This window comes from Pseudomonas sp. 31 R 17 (genome assembly GCF_900004915.1).
GTDB classification, from domain to species: domain Bacteria; phylum Pseudomonadota; class Gammaproteobacteria; order Pseudomonadales; family Pseudomonadaceae; genus Aquipseudomonas; species Aquipseudomonas orientalis_A.
The window spans coordinates 30,492-51,175 of record NZ_CVTN01000062.1 but is presented as its reverse complement, the minus strand read 5'-3'; the positions used below and the strand labels follow the sequence as shown (position 1 = coordinate 51,175).

25 protein-coding genes are annotated in these 20,684 nt (G+C 62.2%); 17 read left to right on the top strand and 8 right to left on the bottom strand.

Annotated elements, in window-relative coordinates:
- Nucleotides 1–11: 11 nt before the first annotated feature.
- The 4 genes from BFP89_RS10220 to pilG are packed head-to-tail and all read right to left on the bottom strand — an operon-like array spanning nt 12 to nt 3,415.
- Nucleotides 12–2,063 carry a methyl-accepting chemotaxis protein gene (locus BFP89_RS10220; RefSeq protein ID WP_065885363.1) on the bottom strand — a complete coding sequence of 684 codons (2,052 nt, stop codon included), beginning with the start codon at nt 2,061–2,063 and terminating at the stop codon, nt 12–14.
- Complete coding sequence (locus BFP89_RS10215; protein WP_065885362.1) at nt 2,060–2,584, bottom strand: chemotaxis protein CheW; 525 nt, start codon at nt 2,582–2,584, stop codon at nt 2,060–2,062. The genes BFP89_RS10220 and BFP89_RS10215 overlap by 4 nt, the downstream gene beginning before the upstream one ends.
- 12 nt (nt 2,585–2,596) lie before the next feature.
- Nucleotides 2,597–2,962, bottom strand: coding sequence for a twitching motility response regulator PilH (gene pilH, locus BFP89_RS10210; RefSeq protein ID WP_014720320.1), 366 nt, complete (start codon nt 2,960–2,962; stop codon nt 2,597–2,599).
- A 45-nt stretch (nt 2,963–3,007) separates the two neighbouring features.
- A complete protein-coding gene (gene pilG / locus BFP89_RS10205; RefSeq protein WP_065885361.1) occupies nt 3,008–3,415 on the bottom strand; it encodes a twitching motility response regulator PilG in 408 nt (135 codons plus the stop codon).
- Nucleotides 3,416–3,653: 238 nt separating this feature from the next.
- Here pilG and gshB point away from each other — a divergent pair, with 238 nt between their 5' ends.
- The 7 genes from gshB (at nt 3,654) to BFP89_RS10170 (ending at nt 9,650) form a co-directional block, all read left to right on the top strand.
- The gene (gene gshB / locus BFP89_RS10200; protein WP_065885360.1) at nt 3,654–4,607 is read left to right on the top strand and encodes a glutathione synthase; all 954 of its coding nucleotides are present in this window, start codon (nt 3,654–3,656) and stop codon (nt 4,605–4,607) included.
- 77 nt (nt 4,608–4,684) lie between these two features.
- A complete protein-coding gene (locus tag BFP89_RS10195) occupies nt 4,685–5,590 on the top strand; it encodes an energy transducer TonB (protein WP_065885359.1) in 906 nt (301 codons plus the stop codon).
- 92 nt (nt 5,591–5,682) lie between these two features.
- Complete coding sequence (locus BFP89_RS10190) at nt 5,683–6,252, top strand: YqgE/AlgH family protein (protein WP_065885358.1); 570 nt, start codon at nt 5,683–5,685, stop codon at nt 6,250–6,252.
- Nucleotides 6,252–6,689, top strand: coding sequence for a Holliday junction resolvase RuvX (gene ruvX, locus BFP89_RS10185; RefSeq protein WP_003213744.1), 438 nt, complete (start codon nt 6,252–6,254; stop codon nt 6,687–6,689). The genes BFP89_RS10190 and ruvX overlap by 1 nt, the downstream gene beginning before the upstream one ends.
- Nucleotides 6,690–6,846: 157 nt before the next feature.
- Nucleotides 6,847–7,353: a bifunctional pyr operon transcriptional regulator/uracil phosphoribosyltransferase PyrR gene (pyrR, locus tag BFP89_RS10180; RefSeq protein WP_065885357.1), complete on the top strand. Its 507-nt coding sequence runs from the start codon at nt 6,847–6,849 to the stop codon at nt 7,351–7,353.
- Nucleotides 7,354–7,377: 24 nt separating this feature from the next.
- The gene (locus BFP89_RS10175; protein WP_065885356.1) at nt 7,378–8,382 is read left to right on the top strand and encodes an aspartate carbamoyltransferase catalytic subunit; all 1,005 of its coding nucleotides are present in this window, start codon (nt 7,378–7,380) and stop codon (nt 8,380–8,382) included.
- Nucleotides 8,379–9,650 (top strand): dihydroorotase, encoded by a 1,272-nt coding sequence (locus BFP89_RS10170; RefSeq protein WP_065885355.1) that lies wholly within the window; start codon nt 8,379–8,381, stop codon nt 9,648–9,650. The genes BFP89_RS10175 and BFP89_RS10170 overlap by 4 nt, the downstream gene beginning before the upstream one ends.
- A gap of 72 nt (nt 9,651–9,722) precedes the next feature.
- Here the strand turns inward: BFP89_RS10170 and BFP89_RS10165 are convergent, their stop codons facing one another.
- Nucleotides 9,723–10,151 (bottom strand): NINE protein, encoded by a 429-nt coding sequence (locus BFP89_RS10165; RefSeq protein ID WP_065885354.1) that lies wholly within the window; start codon nt 10,149–10,151, stop codon nt 9,723–9,725.
- Between the two features lie 249 nt (nt 10,152–10,400).
- Here BFP89_RS10165 and BFP89_RS10160 point away from each other — a divergent pair, with 249 nt between their 5' ends.
- Entirely contained in the window at nt 10,401–11,039 is a 639-nt protein-coding gene (locus BFP89_RS10160) for a C40 family peptidase (protein ID WP_065885353.1), read from the top strand.
- Nucleotides 11,040–11,175: 136 nt separating this feature from the next.
- On the opposite strand, the gene BFP89_RS10155 is transcribed toward BFP89_RS10160, so the two are convergent.
- Complete coding sequence (locus tag BFP89_RS10155; protein WP_065885352.1) at nt 11,176–12,210, bottom strand: type IV pilus twitching motility protein PilT; 1,035 nt, start codon at nt 12,208–12,210, stop codon at nt 11,176–11,178.
- A 57-nt stretch (nt 12,211–12,267) separates the two neighbouring features.
- Between BFP89_RS10155 and BFP89_RS10150 the strand changes: the two genes are divergently transcribed.
- The 9 genes from BFP89_RS10150 (at nt 12,268) to BFP89_RS10110 (ending at nt 19,003) form a co-directional block, all read left to right on the top strand.
- Complete coding sequence (locus tag BFP89_RS10150) at nt 12,268–12,954, top strand: YggS family pyridoxal phosphate-dependent enzyme (protein ID WP_065885351.1); 687 nt, start codon at nt 12,268–12,270, stop codon at nt 12,952–12,954.
- A 33-nt stretch (nt 12,955–12,987) separates the two neighbouring features.
- Nucleotides 12,988–13,806, top strand: coding sequence for a pyrroline-5-carboxylate reductase (gene proC / locus BFP89_RS10145; RefSeq protein ID WP_065885350.1), 819 nt, complete (start codon nt 12,988–12,990; stop codon nt 13,804–13,806).
- A gap of 25 nt (nt 13,807–13,831) precedes the next feature.
- On the top strand, nt 13,832–14,419 hold the full coding sequence (locus BFP89_RS10140) for a YggT family protein (RefSeq protein ID WP_057723513.1): 588 nt from the start codon (nt 13,832–13,834) through the stop codon (nt 14,417–14,419).
- Nucleotides 14,420–14,623: 204 nt separating this feature from the next.
- Nucleotides 14,624–15,766: a homoserine O-succinyltransferase MetX gene (locus BFP89_RS10135; protein WP_065885349.1), complete on the top strand. Its 1,143-nt coding sequence runs from the start codon at nt 14,624–14,626 to the stop codon at nt 15,764–15,766.
- Nucleotides 15,767–15,791: 25 nt separating this feature from the next.
- Nucleotides 15,792–16,412, top strand: a complete 621-nt coding sequence (metW, locus tag BFP89_RS10130) for a methionine biosynthesis protein MetW (protein WP_016972957.1) — start codon at nt 15,792–15,794, stop codon at nt 16,410–16,412.
- Nucleotides 16,413–16,433: 21 nt separating this feature from the next.
- Nucleotides 16,434–16,868: a DUF4426 domain-containing protein gene (locus BFP89_RS10125; RefSeq protein WP_065885348.1), complete on the top strand. Its 435-nt coding sequence runs from the start codon at nt 16,434–16,436 to the stop codon at nt 16,866–16,868.
- The gene (rdgB, locus tag BFP89_RS10120; RefSeq protein ID WP_005792276.1) at nt 16,865–17,461 is read left to right on the top strand and encodes an RdgB/HAM1 family non-canonical purine NTP pyrophosphatase; all 597 of its coding nucleotides are present in this window, start codon (nt 16,865–16,867) and stop codon (nt 17,459–17,461) included. The genes BFP89_RS10125 and rdgB overlap by 4 nt, the downstream gene beginning before the upstream one ends.
- Nucleotides 17,458–18,660, top strand: coding sequence for a radical SAM family heme chaperone HemW (gene hemW / locus BFP89_RS10115; protein ID WP_065885347.1), 1,203 nt, complete (start codon nt 17,458–17,460; stop codon nt 18,658–18,660). Before rdgB ends, hemW begins: the two co-directional genes overlap by 4 nt.
- 19 nt (nt 18,661–18,679) lie before the next feature.
- Nucleotides 18,680–19,003, top strand: coding sequence for a DUF3392 domain-containing protein (locus tag BFP89_RS10110; protein ID WP_003176691.1), 324 nt, complete (start codon nt 18,680–18,682; stop codon nt 19,001–19,003).
- Between the two features lie 141 nt (nt 19,004–19,144).
- On the opposite strand, the gene trmB is transcribed toward BFP89_RS10110, so the two are convergent.
- On the bottom strand, nt 19,145–19,870 hold the full coding sequence (gene trmB / locus BFP89_RS10105) for a tRNA (guanosine(46)-N7)-methyltransferase TrmB (RefSeq protein WP_065885346.1): 726 nt from the start codon (nt 19,868–19,870) through the stop codon (nt 19,145–19,147).
- A 9-nt stretch (nt 19,871–19,879) separates the two neighbouring features.
- Nucleotides 19,880–20,674 carry a thiazole synthase gene (locus BFP89_RS10100; protein WP_065885345.1) on the bottom strand — a complete coding sequence of 265 codons (795 nt, stop codon included), beginning with the start codon at nt 20,672–20,674 and terminating at the stop codon, nt 19,880–19,882.
- Nucleotides 20,675–20,684: the final 10 nt, after the last annotated feature.

Here is a 20,684-nt window from a genome sequence, read left to right as displayed (position 1 = left end):
TGGAGTGCATTTCACTCTTCGACCTGCCTGGGCGGCGGGAGCGTGAACCCCGACACCGACCGGCGCAACTGGCTGGCCATTTTCGCCAGGTTACCAATGCTTTCGGCGGTCGCCGTGGAACCCGACGATGTCTGCGTGGTGATCTGCTGAATCACATTCATCGTCAGCGAAATCTGCCCCGCCGACGAGGTCTGTTGCTGCGCCGCATTGGAAATGCTCTGGATCAGCGCCGCCAGGGTTTTCGACACGCCTTCGATCTCTTCCAGCGCCACCCCGGCGTCCTGGGCCAGCCGCGCACCGCGCACCACTTCGGTGGTGGTCTGTTCCATGGAAATGACGGCTTCGTTGGTGTCGGCCTGGATCGCCCGCACCAGGGTTTCGATCTGCCGGGTGGCGGCCGAGGAGCGCTCGGCCAGCCGTTGCACTTCATCGGCCACCACCGCAAAACCGCGCCCGGCATCGCCGGCCATGCTCGCCTGGATAGCCGCGTTCAGGGCCAGGATGTTGGTCTGGTCGGCGATGTCGTCGATCAGGCTGACGATGTCGCCAATCTCCTGGGACGATTCACCCAGGCGCTTGATGCGCTTGGCGGTGTCCTGGATCTGCTCGCGGATGTTGTCCATGCCGTGGATGGTGTTGTGCACCACCTCGTTGCCCTTGTTGGCAATTTCCACCGAACGCTCCGCCACCGCGGAGGACTCGGCGGCGTTGGCCGACACCTGGTCGATGGACTGGGCCATCTGGTTGATCGCGGTGGAGGCTTCGGCGATCTGCTGGGCCTGATGCTCCGAGGCCTGGGCCAGGTGCATGGCGGTGGCCTGGGTGTCCTGCACCGCGCCGGCGACTTGCCCGGCGGTGAGGTTGATGGTGGCCACCAGGTCGCGCAGTTGGTCCACCGAATAGTTGATCGAGTCGGCAATGGTGCCGGTGAAGTCTTCGGTGACCGAGGCCGTGACGGTCAGGTCGCCGTCGGCCAGGTCTTCGATTTCGTCCAGCAGGCGCATGATCGCGTTCTGGTTGCGCTCGTTCTTTTCGGCGGTTTCGCGCAGTTGGCGGTTGGTCTCGCGCACCATCACCAGGCCGATCAGGATGATCGAGGCCAGCGCCAGCAGCCCCAGCGCATAGCCGCCGAGGGTATCCAGGCTGCGCCCGCCGGCCAGGTTCTCGAAACCGGTGGCCAGGTGCGAGGCTTCGTCGAGCAGGGTTTGCGACAGGTTGAAAATATTGCTCGCCGACGCGCGTACTTGAAACAACTGCGGCGAGGTTTCGAGGATTTCATCCACGGAACCCGAGACGAATTCGAACAGTTCGGCAATTTCCCCCAGCCGCGCGCGGGCGTCAGGGTCTTCGACCTGGGTGATGCGCAGGCCGGGGTTGCCGTTGAGCATGCCATTGAGCACCACGCCAAAACGATTGGCGTCGCGACCAAAGGCATCGGCGGCCTGCACGGCGGTTTCGTCGCCGGCGAGCACGGTATTGACCGCACCCAGGATGCGCTCGGCCAGCAGTGACTGGCGCTGGGCCAGCGCCACCTGGCTCGCGGGGGCGCCGCGCTGGAGCAGGATGTCGACGACTTTTTCCGACTCTATCTGCAATTGCGGCACGGTTTCTGCGAGGGTGGCGGCCACCTGGTGCAACGACAGTACGGTCTGTTCGCTGGCCAAAATGGCGTCGGTGTTTTTCAGCAGGGCTTCCCAGTCGGTCTGCACCGCGCGCATCTCGGCGCGTACGGCAGTGGGCGCGGCCGGCAGGCCGGTTTGCGGATCGCCTTTTTTCAGGTAGCCCCAGCGCTGGGCAAAGTCGTTGCGCGCCTCGCCCAGCAGCTTGAACGCGGCCGCCTTGCCGGCGGCGGCTTCGGTGGCGTTCTTGGCGATGCGCTGGGACAGCACCCGCAGTTCGCCCGCGTGGCCGATGTACTGTTTGTCGTAGGTGGACTGGGTGTTGAGGTACGCGAAGTTGGCGAACAACAGCATGATGAACACGATCAGTGCGATAAACAGCACGATGATCTGCGAGCGGCTGCGCGAGGCCGCCTGGGGCTTGGGCGGGGTCACGGTGCTCATGCGGCCACATCCATGAAGCCTGGAGCCTGGGCCAGGGCGAAGGGGCTGAAGACCTGCCACTGCGGGTCGCCATCGAACTGGCCCTGGATAAACGGCGCGCCGGAGGCGGTACTCGCCATCCACGCGTCGAGTGCAAAATGTTGCATGCCCACCACCTCGTCCACCAGCAACCCGACAAACAGATCGTTGTATTCCACCACCAGCACCCGCCGCTGCTTGCGCGCCTTGGACAGTTCCCGGCCGAGAAACCCGCCCAGGTCCATCACCGGCAACAAGCGCCCGCGCAGGTTGGCCACGCCCTTGACCCAAGGCTTTACTCCGGGCATCAGGGTGCAGCGCGGCTCATGCAACACCTCGGCGACTTCGCCCATGGGCGCCACATACCAGTGTTGCCCCAGGCGAAAGCCGATCCCGCTCCAGCGCTGCAGGCGGGTTTCCTGGGACGGCAGGTCGGCGGCCAGCAGGCGGCAGCGGCGGTCAATGTCCAGCAGCAGCTCAAAGGCGGTTTGCGACTCGGTCATGATGGCGTGCCGTCAACCGGCCAGCACCTTGTTCAGCGTGGCGATCAGGGTTTCTTCGTCCACCGGCTTGGTCAGGTAATCCTTGGCCCCCTGGCGCGCGCCCCAGATCTTGTCGGTTTCCTGGTCCTTGGTGGTGATGATGATGATCGGGATGCCGTTGGTTTCCGGCTCCTTGGACAACTGGCGCGTGGCCTGGAAGCCGTTGAGGCCCGGCATCACGATGTCCATCAGCACTGCGTCGGGCTTTTCCTGGCGGGCCAGGGCCACGCCGTCCGCGCCATTTTCGGCCTTCAAGACCTGGTGGCCATGCTTTTCCAGCATGCCGGTCAGTTTGTACATTTCAGTCGGCGAATCGTCGACGATCAGAACACGTGCCATGGTTTTCCCCACTACATTGGTCGGCGCCGGCCCTCGGGGGCGGCGTCAGTGTGCTTGTTCTACTGCGGCGAAGGCAGGCACATAGGCCTTGATCGCACCCAGCAGTTCTTCCTTGCTGAAAGGTTTGGTCAAAAACTGATCGACCCCCACGGTACGCCCCTTGGCCTTGTCGAACAGGCCGTCCCTGGAGGACAGCATGATCACCGGGATCGACTTGAACGCCGGGTTGTTCTTCACCAGCGCACAGGTCTGGTAGCCATCCAGGCGCGGCATCATGATGTCGACAAAGATAATGTGCGGGTGATGATCCACGATTCGCGCCAGGGCATCGAAACCGTCGATGGCCGTGATGACCTCGCACCCCACGTTCTTCAACAGCGTCTCGGCGGTGCGGCGGATCGTTTTCGAATCGTCGATCACCATCACTCTCAAGGCGTTGGAATGCTGTTCCATAGTTGCTCTACCATCGCCACAGCGAATCGGTTTTCGGTGTGTACTGCCTGATGTGTCACAGGATGAGCCCCGCAAGCCTTGGAATTCAAGGGCTGCTGCGCTGTGGCAGTCTTTTTAGCACAGTCTCCGGGCGCAATCTATCGAGGCACTCGCCTGGTGGTTTTTCCTTGACCCGCAACAGCCGCAGCGCCACTCTGACGCCACTTTTATGCGCCCTATTTGCCAGAGGAAATAACCCATGAGCGTTCGCGTCGGCATTGTCATGGACCCTATTGCCAGCATCTCCTATAAAAAGGACAGCTCGCTGGCCATGCTCCTGGCCGCCCAGGCCCGCGGCTGGAGCCTGTTCTATATGGAACAGCGCGACCTTTACCAGGGCGACGGCGAGGCCCGTGCGCGGATGCGTCCGTTGCAGGTATTCGCCAACCCTGAGAAGTGGTTCGAGCTGCAGGATGAAATCGACAGCCCCCTGAGCGATCTGGACGTGATCCTGATGCGCAAGGACCCGCCGTTCGACATGGAATTCGTGTATTCCACCTACCTGCTGGAGCAGGCCGAGCGCGCCGGGGTGTTGATCGTCAACAAGCCGCAAAGCCTGCGCGACTGCAATGAAAAACTGTTCGCCACCCTCTTCCCGCAGTGCACGCCGCCGACCGTGGTCAGCCGCCGCGCCGACGTGCTGCGTGAATTCGCCGCCAAACATGGCGATGTGATCCTCAAGCCGCTGGACGGCATGGGCGGCACCTCGATCTTCCGTCACCGCGCGGGCGACCCGAACCTGTCGGTGATCCTGGAAACCCTGACCGCGCTGGGCACCCAGCAGATCATGGGCCAGGCCTACCTGCCGGCGATCAAGGACGGCGACAAGCGCATCCTGATGATCGACGGCGAGCCGGTGGATTACTGCCTGGCGCGCATCCCGGCGGCCGGCGAGACCCGTGGCAACCTGGCCGCCGGTGGCCGTGGAGAAGCGCGACCGCTGTCGGACAAGGATCGCTGGATCGCCGCCCAAGTCGGCCCGACCCTTCGCGAAAAAGGCCTGCTGTTTGTAGGACTTGACGTAATCGGTGAGAACCTCACCGAAATCAACGTCACCAGTCCGACCTGTATTCGCGAGATTGATCACGCATTTGGCACGAACATCGGCGAAATGCTGATGGCGGCCATTGAGCGCAAGCTACAAGCCAAGTGACATAGAACAGCCGGACACACACCAACATTGCGTTATCATGCGCCACCTGTGAAACGCGCGATGTTGGTTTTTTTGTCATGACGCTCCCGTCCGATCTGCCCCCCGAACTCTCCCACAGCGGCGTGCGCCCGGCTGATCGGCTCGGATTTACCCTGTTCCTGGCGGCGCTGGTTCACCTTGCACTGATTCTCGGCGTGGGCTTCACCCTGGTCGAACCCAAACAGATCACCAAGACACTGGAAATCACGCTCGCCACCTTCAAGAGCGATAAAAAGCCCGAGAAGGCCGACTTTCTCGCCCAGGAAAACCAGCAAGGCAGCGGCACCCTCGACAAGAAAGCCGTACCCAAGACCACCGAAGTGGCGCCGTTCCAGGACAACAAGGTCAACAAAGTCACCCCGCCACCGGCCGCCAGGCCGGAAGTCAAACAGGCGACGCCCAAGGCTGCCGTGACCACCGTCGCGCCCAAGCCGCAAAAAGCCCCGACCCAGCGCGAAAAGACCAAAACCGAGCCCAACCCCGAGCCCGTCAAGCCTGCGCCGACATTCGACAGCTCGACACTGTCCGACGAAATTTCCAGCCTGGAAGCCGAACTGGCCCACGAACAACAGCTCTACGCCAAACGCCCGCGCATCTACCGGTTGAACGCCGCCTCGACCATGCGCGACAAAGGCGCCTGGTATAAAGATGAATGGCGCAAGAAGGTCGAGCGCATCGGCAACCTCAACTATCCGGAGGAAGCACGCCGCCAGCAGATCTATGGCAATTTGCGCCTGCTGGTGTCGATCAACCGCGACGGTTCGCTCTATGAAGTGCAGGTGCTCGAGTCATCCGGCCAGCCCCTGCTGGATCAGGCCGCCCAGCGCATCGTGCGCCTGGCCGCACCCTTTGCGCCCTTTACCGGCGACTTGAACGACGTGGACCGCCTGGAAATCATCCGCACCTGGAAATTTGCCAGGGGCGATAGGCTGTCCAGCAACTGATCCTGTTTGACCGGATCGTTCCCACGCTCCGCGTGGGAACGATCAGTAAACCCGGCTTGTCAGTTCGCCCCTCCAACGCCACACTAGCGGACATGAAAAATGTCAGCCCGACCTACCTCAAGCACCACTTCCTGATCGCCATGCCCCACATGGCCGACCCGAACTTTGCGCAGACCTTGACCTACATCGTCGAGCACACGGCCAATGGTGCCATGGGGTTGGTGGTGAACCGCCCGCAGGCGCTGAACCTGGCCGATATCCTCGAGCAACTGCGCCCGGAAATCGACCCTCCCGCCAGTTGCCAGGGCGTGCCGATCTATATCGGCGGCCCGGTGCAGACCGATCGCGGTTTCGTGTTGCACCCCACCGGGCCGAAATTCCAGGCCACGGTGGACCTTGAGGGCGTATCCCTGTCCACGTCCCAGGACGTGTTGTTCGCGATTGCCGACGGCGTCGGCCCTGAACAAAGTGTGATCACCCTGGGATACGCCGGTTGGGAAGCCGGGCAACTGGAGGCCGAACTGGCCAGCAATGCCTGGCTGACCTGCCCCTTCGACGCCGACATCCTGTTCAACACCGCCAGCGAACTGCGCCTGGAAGCGGCCGCCGCCAAGCTGCGGGTCAACCTCAGCCTGTTGACCAGCCAGGCGGGGCACGCCTGATGGCCTTGCGTTTGATTCTCGGGTTTGACTACGGCACCAAGCAGATCGGTGTGGCGGTGGGCCAGGTGATTACCGGCCAGGCCCGCGAGCTGTGCACATTGAAGGCCCAGAACGGCGTGCCGGACTGGAACCAGGTCGAAGCGCTGATCAAGGAATGGAAGCCCGATGCAGTGGTGGTCGGCCTGCCCCTGAACATGGACGGCACGCCCAGCGAGATGTGCCTGCGCGCCGAAAAATTCGCCCGCCGCCTCAACGGCCGCTACAACCTGCCCTTCTATACCCACGATGAACGCCTGACCACCTTTGAAGCCAAGGGCGAGCGACGCGACCGTGGCGGACAGAAAGGCAGTTACCGCGACAACCCCGTGGATGCCATCGCCGCCGCCCTGTTGTTGCAGGGCTGGCTGGATGAAAACACCGCTTTATTTGAATCCTGACTGACGCGGCTTGCCTGTCATCAACGCTTTTTGTAGGAGCGAGCTTGCTCGCGAAGAACGTCAACGATAACGCATGACCTGGATAAACGCGGTGCCTGTGGGTTCTTCGCGAGCAAGCTCGCTCCTGCACACCATCGCCTGCCTTGAAGGAGCCACCATGAGATTGCCGAACCCCGCCGAACTGATCAGCCAGATGGCCACGCGCCTCACGGCCCATCTGCAACACCGCGCCATCAGCGAACCGCGCTTCATTGGCATCCGCACCGGCGGTGTATGGGTGGCCCAGGCCTTGCTGGAAGCGCTGGGCAGTGATTCGCCGCTGGGTACGCTGGATGTGTCCTTCTACCGTGACGATTTCAGCCAGAACGGCCTGCACCCGCAAGTGCAACCCTCGGCGCTGCCGTTCGAGGTTGAAGGCCAGCACCTGGTGCTGATCGACGACGTGCTGATGAGCGGTCGTACCATCCGCGCGGCCATGAATGAGCTGTTCGACTACGGCCGCCCGGCCAGTATCACGCTGGTATGCCTGCTGGACCTGGACGCCGGCGAATTGCCGATCAGCCCGGATGTAGTCGGCGCGACACTGTCCCTGGAAGCCCACCAGCGGGTAAAATTGTCCGGTCCCACGCCGCTCGAACTCGAACTGCAAGACCTTGCCCTTTAAACCGCCTTGTACAGAGTCCCCGCGATGACGCCTCTAGATGCCAAGCGCCCGCTGCAGCTCAATGCTCAGGGCCAGTTGCAACACTTCCTGTCCCTCGATGGTTTGCCCCGCGAACTGCTCACCGAAATCCTCGACACCGCCGACTCGTTCCTCGAAGTCGGTGGCCGGGCGGTGAAGAAGGTCCCGCTGCTGCGCGGCAAGACCATCTGCAACGTGTTCTTCGAGAACTCCACGCGCACCCGCACCACCTTTGAACTGGCGGCCCAGCGGCTGTCGGCTGACGTGATCACGCTGAACGTGTCCACCTCGTCGGCCAGCAAGGGCGAAACCCTGCTCGACACCCTGCGCAACCTGGAAGCCATGGCCGCCGACATGTTCGTGGTGCGCCACGGCGACTCCGGCGCCGCGCACTTCATCGCCGAACACGTGTGCCCGAATGTGGCAATCATCAACGGCGGCGACGGTCGCCACGCCCACCCGACCCAGGGCATGCTCGACATGCTCACCATCCGTCGGCACAAGGGCGGCTTTGAAAACCTCTCGGTGGCCATCGTCGGTGACATCCTGCACTCGCGGGTTGCGCGCTCGAACATGCTGGCCCTCAAAGCCCTGGGCTGCCCGGACATCCGCGTGATCGCCCCGAAAACCCTGCTGCCCATCGGCATCGAGCAGTACGGCGTGAAGGTCTACACCAACATGGCCGAAGGCCTCAAGGATGTGGACGTGGTGATCATGCTGCGCCTGCAACGCGAACGCATGGCCGGCGGCCTGCTGCCGAGCGAGGGCGAGTTCTATCGCCTGTTCGGCCTGACCACCGCGCGCCTGGCCGGCGCCAAGCCGGATGCCATCGTGATGCACCCGGGCCCGATCAACCGTGGGGTGGAAATCGAATCGGCGGTGGCCGACGGTCCGCAATCGGTGATTCTCAACCAGGTGACCTACGGCATCGCCATCCGCATGGCCGTAATGTCCATGGCCATGAGCGGGCAAACCGCGCAACGTCAATTCGAGCAGGAGAACGCCCAGTGAAGCTCAGCATTCTCGGCGCCCGAGTCATCGATCCGGCCAGCGGCCTGGATCAAGTCACCGACCTTCACCTGGACGCCGGCAAGATTATCGCCATCGGTGCCGCGCCCGCAGGCTTCAGCGCAGTCGAAAGCATCGACGCCAAAGGCTTGGTCGCCGCGCCCGGGCTGGTGGACCTCAACGTCGCCCTGCGCGAGCCGGGCTACAGTCGCAAAGGCAACATCACCAGCGAAACCCGCGCCGCCGCCGCCGGTGGCGTGACCAGCCTGTGCTGCCCGCCGAACACCAAGCCGGTCCTGGACACCTCGGCGGTCACCGAGCTGATCCTCGACCGCGCCCGTGAAGCGGGCAACTGCAAAGTGTTCCCTGTGGGCGCGCTGAGCAAAGGCCTGGAGGGCGAGCAACTGGCTGAGCTGATCGCCTTGCGCGACGCCGGTTGCGTGGCGTTCAGCAACGGCCTGGAGAGCTTTCGCAGCACGCGCACCCTGTGCCGGGCCCTGGAATACGCGGCCACGTTCGACCTGACGGTGATCTTTCATTCCCAGGATCGCGACCTGGCTGAAGGCGGCCTGGCCCATGAAGGCGCGGTGGCCAGCTTCCTCGGCTTGCCGGGCATCCCGGAAACCGCAGAAACCGTGGCCCTGGCCCGTGACCTGTTGCTGGTGGAGCAAAGCGGCGTACGCGCGCATTTCAGCCAGTTGACCAGCGCCCGCGGCGTCGCGCTGATCGCCCAGGCCCAGGCCCGTGGCTTGCCGGTGACGGCGGACGTCGCCCTGTACCAGCTGATCCTGACCGATGAGGCGCTGATCGACTTCTCCAGCCTGTACCACGTGCAACCGCCGCTGCGTACCCTGGCCGATCGTGAGGGGTTGCGTGCGGCGGTGAAGTCGGGCGTGGTCTCGGCGATCTCCAGCCACCACCAGCCCCACGAGCGCGATGCCAAGCTGGCGCCGTTCGGCGCCACCGAGCCCGGCATCAGCAGCGTCGAGTTGCTGCTGCCGCTGGCAATGACCCTGGTGGAGGATGGCCTGCTGGACCTGCCTACGCTGTTGGCACGCCTGAGCGCCGGCCCGGCCGAGGCCTTGCGCCTGCCGGCGGGTAAGTTGGCGGTGGGTTCGGCGGCGGATCTGGTGCTGTTCGACCCGGCCAGTTCCACGGTTGTCGGGGAACACTGGCTGTCCAGGGGCGAAAACTGCCCGTTCATTGGTCACAGCCTGCCGGCCACGGTGCGCTACACCTTGATGGATGGGCGGATCAGCTACCAGGCTTGAAGCGGGCACGGTAGAAAAATGTGGGAGGAGGCAAGCCCCCTCCCACATGTGGTTCTCTATTTGGCCGGAAGATCAGCGCCCGCCATTACGCTCGGCATTGCGGATCGATACCTGGCTGTTCAATGTCCAGAAGTCATACAGCACCCCGATCAGGAACAACCCGCCGGTCAGCAGGTAGATCAAGCCGGTGATCCATTTGCCCTGGTACATCCGGTGCACGCCGAACACGCCCAGAAACGCCAACAGAATCCAGGCCACGTTGTATTCGATAGGCCCGGCGGTAAAACGCAGGTCGGCTTCACGGTCCATGGCCGGGATCAGGAACAGGTCGATCAGCCAGCCAATACCCAGCAGGCCGAAGGTGAAAAACCAGATCGTCCCGGTGACCGGTTTGCCGTAATAGAAGCGATGCGCGCCGGTGAAACCGAAAATCCATAGCAGGTAACCGATCACCTTGCTGTGGGTGTCTTGCTGCGAAGCAACCTGTTGATAGGTGTTCATGAAGGACCTCTTTTTACTCAATAGATAAATTTGTTCATTTTTTTTGTGACTTTTTTACGGGCGCCCGACGCACGGTAAATGGTATCGTTCTGCCCTCAAACCCTTATGCCACCTGACTTGTGTCGGACAATTGCGGCTAATCGTCGCGTTTTTTCCGAATTTGACCCCAAGGTTCAGTCGACAAACGGCCTGAGAACAGCACAAAAAGCTGTTATAAAGTTGCGCGCAAACCCATATGAGCCACGCCTAATGCGACCATTTATCAAGACATGGCTAACCATTTGCCTATTAATGCCACTGGCCGCCCACGCCACCAATCGTGAGCAACGTCTTCCAAACGTTAACGGTTTTACCCCTAAAGTCCATAGCACACCCAGCACCGCCAAATCGGCAAAGCCCACCGTCAGCCGCCCGACTCAACTGAGCAAGGCCCACGGCAAAGTGCTTTCCACCCAGTTGGCCGTGAACACCAAGCAGAGCAGTAACGTCCTCAGCCGCGCCGTGAACGTGCTCGGTACTCCTTATCGTTGGGGCGGCAGCAGCCCAAGTAAAGGGTTCGACTGCAGCGGCCTGGTAAAATATGCGTTCAACGACGTCAAGGCGGTGGATTTACCGCGTACGTCCAACGCCATGGCGGCCGGCCACGGCTTGAAAGTTGATCGCAAAGACCTGAAGCCGGGCGATTTGCTGTTCTTCAAGCTCAAGAGCCGCCAGGTCAACCACGTTGCCATCTACCTGGGTAACGACCGCTTTATCCACGCGCCGCGTCGTGGCAAGTCGGTGAGCATCGATACACTGAAAAAGCCGTTCTGGGACAAGAACTACGTGATCGCCAAGCGGGTGCTGCCCAAAGAGCAGAACAACACCCTGCGGATCGTGCAGCGCTGATTCCAGGCTCAAATGCAGTAAATGTGGGAGGGGGCTTGCCCCCGATGGCAGAGTATCAGTCAACAGATTTGTTGGCTGATCTACCGCTATCGGGGGCAAGCCCCCTCCCACATTTGTTTTGTGTGGGTCTTGCTGTCTATAGGTCTGCCGGCACCCTCGCCTTCCCTCGCGCCTCCTCTGCGCTGATTACCCCCTCGCTCACCAGCGCCTTCAAGCTCATATCCAGCGTTTTCATCCCCAGCGCCCCGCCGGTCTGGATCGCCGAGACCATCTGCGCCACTTTGTCTTCGCGGATGAGATTACGAATGGCCGGCGTGCCCAGCATGATTTCGTGAGCCGCGACACGTCCGCCGCCGATCTTCCTGACCAGCACCTGGGAGACCACCGCCTGCAGCGACTCCGACAGCATCGAGCGGACCATGGCCTTTTCCCCGGCCGGGAACACGTCCACCAGCCGGTCTACCGTCTTTGCCGCCGAAGTGGTGTGCAGGGTGCCAAATACCAGATGCCCCGTCTCAGCGGCCGTCAGCGCCAGGCGGATGGTTTCCAGGTCACGTAGCTCGCCCACCAGGATGACGTCCGGGTCTTCGCGCAATGCCGAGCGCAGCGCCACCGAGAAGCTGTGGGTATCGCGATGCACCTGGCGCTGGTTGATCAGCGCCATTTTCGGCCGGTGGATAAATTCGATGGGGTCTTCCAGCGTGAGGATGTGCTGGCGTCGATGCCGATTCAGATAATCGATCAGCGCCGCCAAGGTGGTGGACTTGCCCGAGCCGGTGGGTCCGGTCACCAGCACCAGGCCGCGCGGCAGCTGCGCGATACGCTGGAACACCTCACCCAGGCCAAGGCTTTCCAGGCTCTGGATGTCGCTGGGGATGGTGCGAAACACCGCCCCCACGCCCCGCGCCTGCTGGAACACATTCACGCGAAATCGCGCCACGCCGGGCAGTTCGAAGGCAAAGTCTGTTTCAAGAGATGTTTCGAAATCCTTTTGTTGGTACTGATTGAGCAAAGGGCTCAATAAATCCGCTACCTGCGAGCCGGCCAGCACCGGGCCATCCAGCGGCCAGACCTCGCCATCGATGCGCAACATCGGCGCCAGGCCGGCCGACAAGTGCAGGTCGGAGGCGCCACGGCGCACGCTGGCCGTCAGTAATTCAGTGATATCCATAGGGCTTTCCATTTCCAGTAGAATGCCGCGGACTCCATATCCACGGGCGCAACTTGAATGTCGACGATAGCAGACAACATCGGCCTGGTTAGCCAGCGCATCCGCGCCGCCGCCGACGCCGTGCAGCGTGACGCAAGCGGCATCCACCTGCTGGCCGTGAGCAAGACCAAACCGGCGCAAGCGGTCCGTGAAGCCTATGCCGCAGGGATGCATGATTTTGGTGAAAACTACCTGCAGGAAGCCCTGGGCAAACAGGCGCAATTATCCGACCTGCCCTTGAGTTGGCACTTCATCGGCCCCATTCAATCGAACAAGACTCGCGCGATCGCCGAGAACTTCGCCTGGGTGCATTCCGTGGACCGCCTGAAAATCGCACAACGCCTGTCCGAACAACGCCCTGCCGACCTGCCTGCGCTGAATATCTGCATTCAGGTCAATGTCAGTGGCGAAGCCAGCAAGTCCGGCTGTACGCCCGCCGACCTGCCGGCCCTGGCCAACGCCATCAGCGCCCTGCCGCGCCTGAAGCTGCGGGGCTTGATGGCGATCCCCGAACCGACTGAAGATCGCGCTGCGCAGGATGCCGCGTTCGCCACGGTGCGCGAGCTGCAAGGCAGCCTGAACCTGCCACTGGACACACTTTCCATGGGCATGAGCCACGACCTCGAGTCGGCCATCGCTCAAGGCGCCACCTGGGTGCGGATCGGTACCGCGCTGTTTGGCGCCCGTGACTACGGCCAGCCGTGAAATGGCTGACGTTCATTTAGCTAAGGACCTGTCATGAAAGACATGCGTATTGCCTTTATCGGCGCCGGTAACATGGCGGCCAGCCTGATCGGCGGCCTGCGGGCCAAGGGCCTGGACGCTGCGCAGATTCGCGCCAGCGACCCGGGCGCCGAGACCCGTGCCCGGGTCAGCGCCGAACACGGCATTGAAACCTTTGCCGACAACGCCGAGGCCATCGAAGGCGTCGATGTGATCCTGCTGGCGGTCAAGCCCCAGGCCATGAAAGCCGTGTGCGAAAGCCTGCGCCCGAGCCTGCAGGCCCATCAACTGGTGGTGTCCATCGCGGCCGGCATCACTTGCGCCAGCATGAACAACTGGCTCGGCGCCCAACCGATCGTTCGCTGCATGCCGAATACCCCGTCGTTGTTGCGCCAGGGCGTGAGCGGTTTGTACGCCACCGCCGAAGTCAGCGCCGCGCAGCGTGATCAAGCCCAGCAACTGTTATCCGCCGTGGGCATCGCCCTGTGGCTCGAACAGGAGCAGCAACTGGACGCGGTCACCGCCGTTTCCGGCAGTGGCCCGGCGTACTTCTTCCTGTTGATCGAAGCCATGACCGCCGCCGGGGTGAAACTGGGCCTGCCCGCCGACGTTGCCGAGCAACTGGCCGAGCAGACCGCCCTGGGCGCCGCGAAGATGGCGGTGTCCAGCGAGGTGGATGCGGCCGAGCTGCGCCGTCGCGTAACGTCTCCGGGCGGCACCACGCAAGCCGCCATCGAATCGTTCCAGGCCGGGGGCTTTGAAGCCCTGGTGGAAAAAGCACTGGGTGCCGCGGCACATCGTTCAGCCGAGATGGCCGAACAACTGGGCAAATAGTCGTCCCTTACCAAGGTAATCAAACATGCTCGGAATCAATGACGCTGCCGTCTTCATCATCCAGACCCTGGGCAGCCTGTACCTGCTGATCGTGCTGATGCGCTTTATCCTGCAACTGGTGCGGGCGAACTTCTACAACCCGCTGTGCCAGTTCGTGGTCAAGGCCACCCAACCCCTGCTCAAGCCGCTGCGCCGCGTGATACCGAGCCTGTTCGGGCTGGACATGTCGTCGCTGGTACTGGCACTGCTGCTGCAGATCCTGCTGTTTGTGGTGATCCTGATGCTCAACGGCTACCAGGCCTTCACGGTGCTGCTGCTGCCATGGGCGCTGATCGGCATTTTCTCGCTGTTTTTGAAGATCATCTTCTGGTCGATGATCATCAGCGTGATCCTTTCCTGGGTCGCACCGGGCAGCCGCAGTCCGGGTGCCGAGCTGGTGTATCAGATCACCGAGCCCGTATTGGCACCATTCCGTCGCCTGATCCCGAACCTGGGCGGGCTGGATATCTCGCCGATCTTCGCGTTTATCGCGATCCAGCTGATTCAGAGCTGGGTGATTCCGCGTCTGGCGTTCTATGCATTCATGCCTAAAGAGCTGTTCGGCCTGATCTGACACTACGCTGGAAAATGTGGGAGGGGGCTTGCCCCCGATTGCGGTGGGTCAGTTATAAATAAGCTGACTGATCCACTGCTATCGGGGGCAAGCCCCCTCCCACATTTTGCATCTGTGTATTGAATTGAATGCGCGCAGACCATTGCTTGCCGCTGGGTCCCCCGCTCTTTAGACTTACGCCTCATTTAAACGAGAGCAGGGTCGATGCCAACTGCCTTCCCCCCCGATTCCGTTGGACTGGTGGTGCCCCAAGTGGCGCACTTCAGCGAACCGCTGGCCCTGGCCTGCGGCCGTTCGCTGCCAGCCTACGACCTGATCTACGAAACCTACGGCCAACTGAACGCCACGGCGAGCAACGCCGTGCTGATCTGCCACGCCTTGTCCGGCCATCATCACGCCGCAGGCTTTCACAGCGTCGACGAGCGCAAACCCGGCTGGTGGGACAGCTGCATCGGCCCCGGCAAGCCCATCGACACGGACAAGTTCTTCGTGGTCAGCCTGAACAACCTCGGCGGCTGCAACGGGTCCACCGGCCCCAGCAGCCTCAACCCGGAAACCGGCAAGCCCTTCGGCGCCGACTTTCCGGTACTGACTGTCGAAGACTGGGTGCACAGCCAGGCGCGCCTCGCCGACCGGCTGGGCATCGCCCAATGGGCCGCCGTGATCGGCGGCAGCCTGGGCGGCATGCAAGCCCTGCAATGGACCATCACCTACCCGGATCGCGTGCGTCATTGCCTGGCGATTGCCTCGGCCCCCAAGTTGTCGGCGCAGAACATTGCCTTCAACGAAGTGGCGCGCCAGGCCATCCTCACCGACCCCGAGTTCCACGGCGGTTCGTTCCAGGAAGCCGGGGTGATCCCCAAGCGCGGCCTTATGCTGGCGCGGATGGTCGGGCACATCACCTACCTGTCCGATGATTCCATGGGCGAAAAATTCGGCCGTGGGCTCAAGAGCGAAAAGCTCAACTACGACTTCCACAGCGTCGAGTTCCAGGTGGAAAGCTACCTGCGTTATCAGGGCGAGGAGTTCTCCGGGCGGTTCGACGCCAACACCTACCTGCTGATGACCAAGGCGCTGGACTACTTCGACCCGGCCGCGAACCATGACGACGACCTGGCGAAAACCTTCGAGCACGCCACGGCCAAGTTCTGCGTGATGTCATTCACCACCGACTGGCGCTTCTCACCGGCGCGCTCCCGTGAGCTGGTGGACGCCCTGATGGCCGCCAAGAAAGACGTCTGCTACCTGGAGATCGATGCACCGCAGGGCCACGACGCCTTCCTGATTCCGATCCCCCGTTATCTGCAGGCGTTCAGCAATTACATGAACCGAATCGCGCTTATATGAATTGCTTACGCTTTTGGAGAACGCCATGAGAGCCGACCTGGAAATCATCCAAGACTGGATCCCCGCCGGCAGCCGCGTGCTCGACCTGGGCTGCGGTGATGGCGAGTTGCTGAGCTGGCTGCGCGACAACAAGCAAGTCACCGGCTACGGCCTGGAAAACGACCCGGACAACATCGCCCAATGCGTGGCCAAGGGCATCAACGTGATCGAGCAGGACCTGGACAAGGGCCTGGGCAACTTTGCCAGCAACAGCTTCGACATCGTGGTGATGACCCAGGCCCTGCAAGCAGTGCACTACCCGGACCGTATCCTCGATGAAATGCTGCGGGTCGGTCGCCAGTGCATCATCACTTTCCCCAACTTCGGTCACTGGCGCTGCCGCTGGTACCTGGCCACCAAGGGCCGCATGCCGGTGTCGGACTTCCTGCCGTACACCTGGTACAACACGCCGAACATCCACTTTTGCACCTTCGAAGACTTCGAAGCGCTGTGTGGCGAGCGTGAAGCCAAGGTCATCAACCGCCTTGCCGTCGATCAACAGCACCGCCACGGCTGGGCGAGTAAGCTATGGCCCAACCTGTTGGGCGAAATTGGTATCTACCGGGTCAGCAGCCCTGGCCTGACCGACCACAAGATTGCCGTCTAATCATTATCAAGAGGGACGCTCATGAATCGTCTGGCTGTTTTTTTACTGACCGTCTGCCTGGGTGCCAACGCCGTGGCTGCGGACGCTATCGACGCTAACCGCAAAAAAGACTTCGGCGATATCACCGTTCACTACAACACCTTCACCTCCAGCTTCCTGCCACCCGAGACCGCCCAGAACGTCGGCATCGTGCGCAGCAAGGAAAAGGGTTTGATCAATGTGACCGTGATCAAGGGCGTCACACCGGTCGCAGCCCAGGTAACCGGTACCATCAAGGACCTGGGCGGCAAGAGCGAAATCCTCACCTTCAAGCAAATCGAAGAGAAAGGCGGCATCAGCTACCTCGCGCCCTACTCGGTGACGCAGCGGGAATACAAGACGTTCACCATCAACGTTGAAACCGGTGGCAAGGCCCATGGTTTCCAATTCAACCAAGAACTGTTCCCGGCCGAATGATGAACCTTACCCAACTCGTACTGGCCAGCCACAACGCCGGCAAACTCAAGGAACTGCAGGCCATGCTCGGTGAGTCCGTGCAACTGCGCTCCATTGGCGAGTTCAGCCAGGTAGAGCCGGAAGAAACCGGCTTGTCGTTCGTCGAGAACGCCATCCTCAAGGCACGTAACGCCGCACGGATCTCCGGCCTGCCGGCTTTGGCGGATGATTCGGGCCTGGCGGTGGATTTCCTCGGCGGCGCGCCGGGCATCTATTCGGCACGCTACGCCGATGGCAAGGGCGACGCGGCCAACAACGCCAAGCTGCTCGACGCCCTCAAGGACGTGCCCGATGCCGAACGTGGCGCGCAGTTCGTCTGCGTGCTGGCGCTGGTGCGGCACGCCGATGACCCGCTGCCGATCCTGTGCGAAGGCTTGTGGCATGGTCGCATTCTGCATGCGGCCAGCGGTGAGCATGGCTTTGGCTATGACCCGCTGTTCTGGGTACCGGAGCGCAATGTCTCCAGCGCCGAACTGAGCCCGGCCGACAAGAACCAGATCAGCCACCGCGCCCGCGCCATGGCGTTGCTGCGTCAGCGCCTGGGCCTGAAATGACCCAGAACACCTCTGCGCAACCGCTGATCCACGGTGGCGCGCAAACACCCCGGGCGGCTCTGCCGGTGCTGCCGCCCCTGGCGCTGTACATTCACATTCCGTGGTGCGTGCGCAAATGCCCGTATTGCGACTTCAACTCCCATACCGCAAGCAACGTGCTGCCGGAAGAAGAATACGTGGACGCCCTGCTGGCGGACCTGGACCAGGACCTGCACGCCGTTTACGGCCGAGCGCTGAGTTCGATCTTCTTTGGCGGCGGCACCCCCAGCCTGTTCAGCGCCGCAGCCTTGGGGCGCCTGCTCGAAGGCGTGCAAGCGCGCATCCCGTTTGCCGACGATATCGAGATCACCCTGGAAGCCAACCCGGGCACCTTTGAGCAAGAGAAGTTCGTCGCTTATCGCAAGCTGGGGATCAATCGCCTGTCCATCGGCATCCAGAGCTTCCAGCAGGAAAAACTCGAGGCGCTGGGTCGCATTCATAATGGCGACGAAGCCGTACGTGCAGCGGATATGGCACGCCAGGCCGGGTTCGATAACTTCAATCTGGACCTGATGCACGGTTTGCCCAACCAATCCCTGGACGATGCGTTGAGCGACCTGCGCCAGGCCATTGCGCTCAAGCCGACGCACCTGTCCTGGTACCAACTGACCCTGGAACCCAATACCGTCTTCTGGAACCAGCCACCCGCGCTGCCCGAAGACGATACGCTGTGGGATATCCAGGAGGCCGGCCAGGCGCTGCTCGCCGAAAACGGTTACACGCAATATGAGGTGTCGGCCTACGCCCAACCGGGGCGGCCGGCGCGGCATAACCTCAATTACTGGAGCTTTGGCGATTTCATCGGTATCGGCGCCGGTGCCCATGGCAAGCTCAGCCACCCGGACGGGCGCATCGTGCGCACCTGGAAAACCCGCGCACCGAAGGACTACCTCAACCCGGCCAAAAGCTTCCAGGCCGGGGCCAAAGAGCTGACCAACGAAGAGCTGCCGTTCGAATTTCTGATGAACGCCCTGCGCCTCACCGAAGGGGTGGATGCCAGGCTCTATGCCGAGCGCACCGGCCTTGACCTGGCGAGCCTCGACGAAGGCCGCCGCGAGGCAGAACAAAGTGGCTTAATGCAGGTCGAACCGTCACGCCTGGCGGCGACCGACCGCGGGCAACTCTTTCTCAATGACCTGTTGCAGACGTTTTTGAGCTGACGTTTTTTAAGGAAATCAAATGGATCTGGTACTCGACCTGCTCGCCACCGTGTCCCGCTGGAGCCGTAGCAACCTGTCGGAAATCTCCCTGGCCCTGGTCGGCTGTCTGCTGGTGCTGTTCGGCGCCGATATCAAGGGCTGGGTCGAAGCTCGCCTGGGCAGCATCGCCGGTGCGTTGCGCGTGCCCTTGATGGCCCTGCTGTGCATGATCGGCAGCGGCGCGGCACTGATCTATGCCACACCGTGGATTGTGCGGGGGCTGAGCCAGTTCAATAACTACAGCCTGGCGCCGGTGTTGGTGGTGGTGCTGGTGTTGATCGGCGTAGTCGCCGACCGCCGCTGACCTCAAGCCCAACACAAAACCAAATGTGGGAGGGGGCTTGCCCCCGATTGCAGTGGATCAGTCACCAAATCTTTGGCTGATACACCGCTATCGGGGGCAAGCCCCCTCCCACATTTGATTGCATTACAAGTTAGCAGCGAGTTAAGCCAGCTTCTCGAATTTCAAATCCCACACCCCATGTCCCAACCGCTCGCCGCGACGTTCGAACTTGGTGATCGGGCGCTCCGCCGGGCGTGGCACGCATTTGCCGTCTTCGGCCAGGTTGCGGTAGCCGGGGGCGACGTTCATCACTTCCAGCATGTAGTCGGCATAGGGTTCCCAGTCGGTGGCCATGTGCAGGATGCCGCCCACTTTCAGCTTGCTGCGCACCAGTTCCGCGAAGGAAGCCTGCACGATGCGACGCTTGTGGTGACGGGCCTTGTGCCAAGGGTCGGGGAAGAACAGCATCAGGCGGTCGAGGCTGTTGTCGGCGATGCAGCGGTTGAGCACTTCAATCGCGTCGCAATCGTAGACGCGCAGATTGGTCAGGCCCTGGGTCAGCACGCCGTTAAGCAACGCACCGACGCCTGGGCGGTGCACTTCCACACCGATGAAATCCTGATCCGGCGCGGCCGCCGCCATTTCCAGCAGGGAGTGCCCCATGCCAAAGCCGATTTCCAGGGAGCGCGGGGCCGAACGGCCGAATACCTGGTCGTAATCCACCGGCGCGTCGGCCAGCGGCAATACGAACAGCGGCGTGCCTTGCTCCAGGCCCTTTTGCTGGCCTTCGGTCATGCGGCCGGCGCGCATCACGAAGCTCTTGATGCGGCGGTGCTTGGACTCGTCGCCTGCTTCCAGGGTGTTCGGCGTTTCGTTTGATTCAGTCATCAATAGCTCTTACTTGATCAGACCATCCAGCGGCGAAGAGGCGCTGGCATAGAGTTTTTTCGGCATGCGCCCGGCGAGATAGGCCAGGCGGCCCGCGACGATTGCGTGTTGCATGGCCTGGGCCATCATGATCGGTTGCTGGGCATGGGCGATGGCCGAGTTCATCAGCACCGCATCGCAACCCAGCTCCATGGCGATGGTGGCGTCGGAGGCCGTGCCCACGCCCGCGTCCACCAGCACCGGGATCCTGGCTTCTTCAAGGATGATCTGCAGGTTGTACGGATTGCAGATACCCAGGCCGGAGCCGATCAGCCCGGCCAGCGGCATCACCGCGATACAGCCGATTTCCGCCAGCTGGCGCGCGATGATCGGGTCATCGCTGGTGTAGACCATCACGTCAAAGCCTTCCTTGACCAGGGTTTCGGCGGCCTTGAGGGTTTCGATCACATTGGGGAACAGGGTTTTCTGGTCGGCCAGCACTTCCAGCTTTACCAGATTGTGGCCGTCGAGCAGCTCGCGGGCCAGGCGACAGGTGCGCACGGCCTCGATGGCGTCGTAGCAACCAGCAGTGTTCGGCAAAAAGGTGTAGCGGTCCGGCGACAGCACTTCGAGCAGGTTCGGCTCGCCCGCGGTCTGGCCGAGGTTGGTGCGGCGCACGGCAAAGGTAACGATCTCGGCGCCCGAGGCTTCGATGGCCAGACGGGTTTCTTCCATGTCGCGGTACTTGCCGGTGCCAACCAGCAGACGGGACTGGTAGGTACGACCGGCCAGGACAAAGGGCTTGTCGCTACGAACGATGCTCATGGGAAATCCT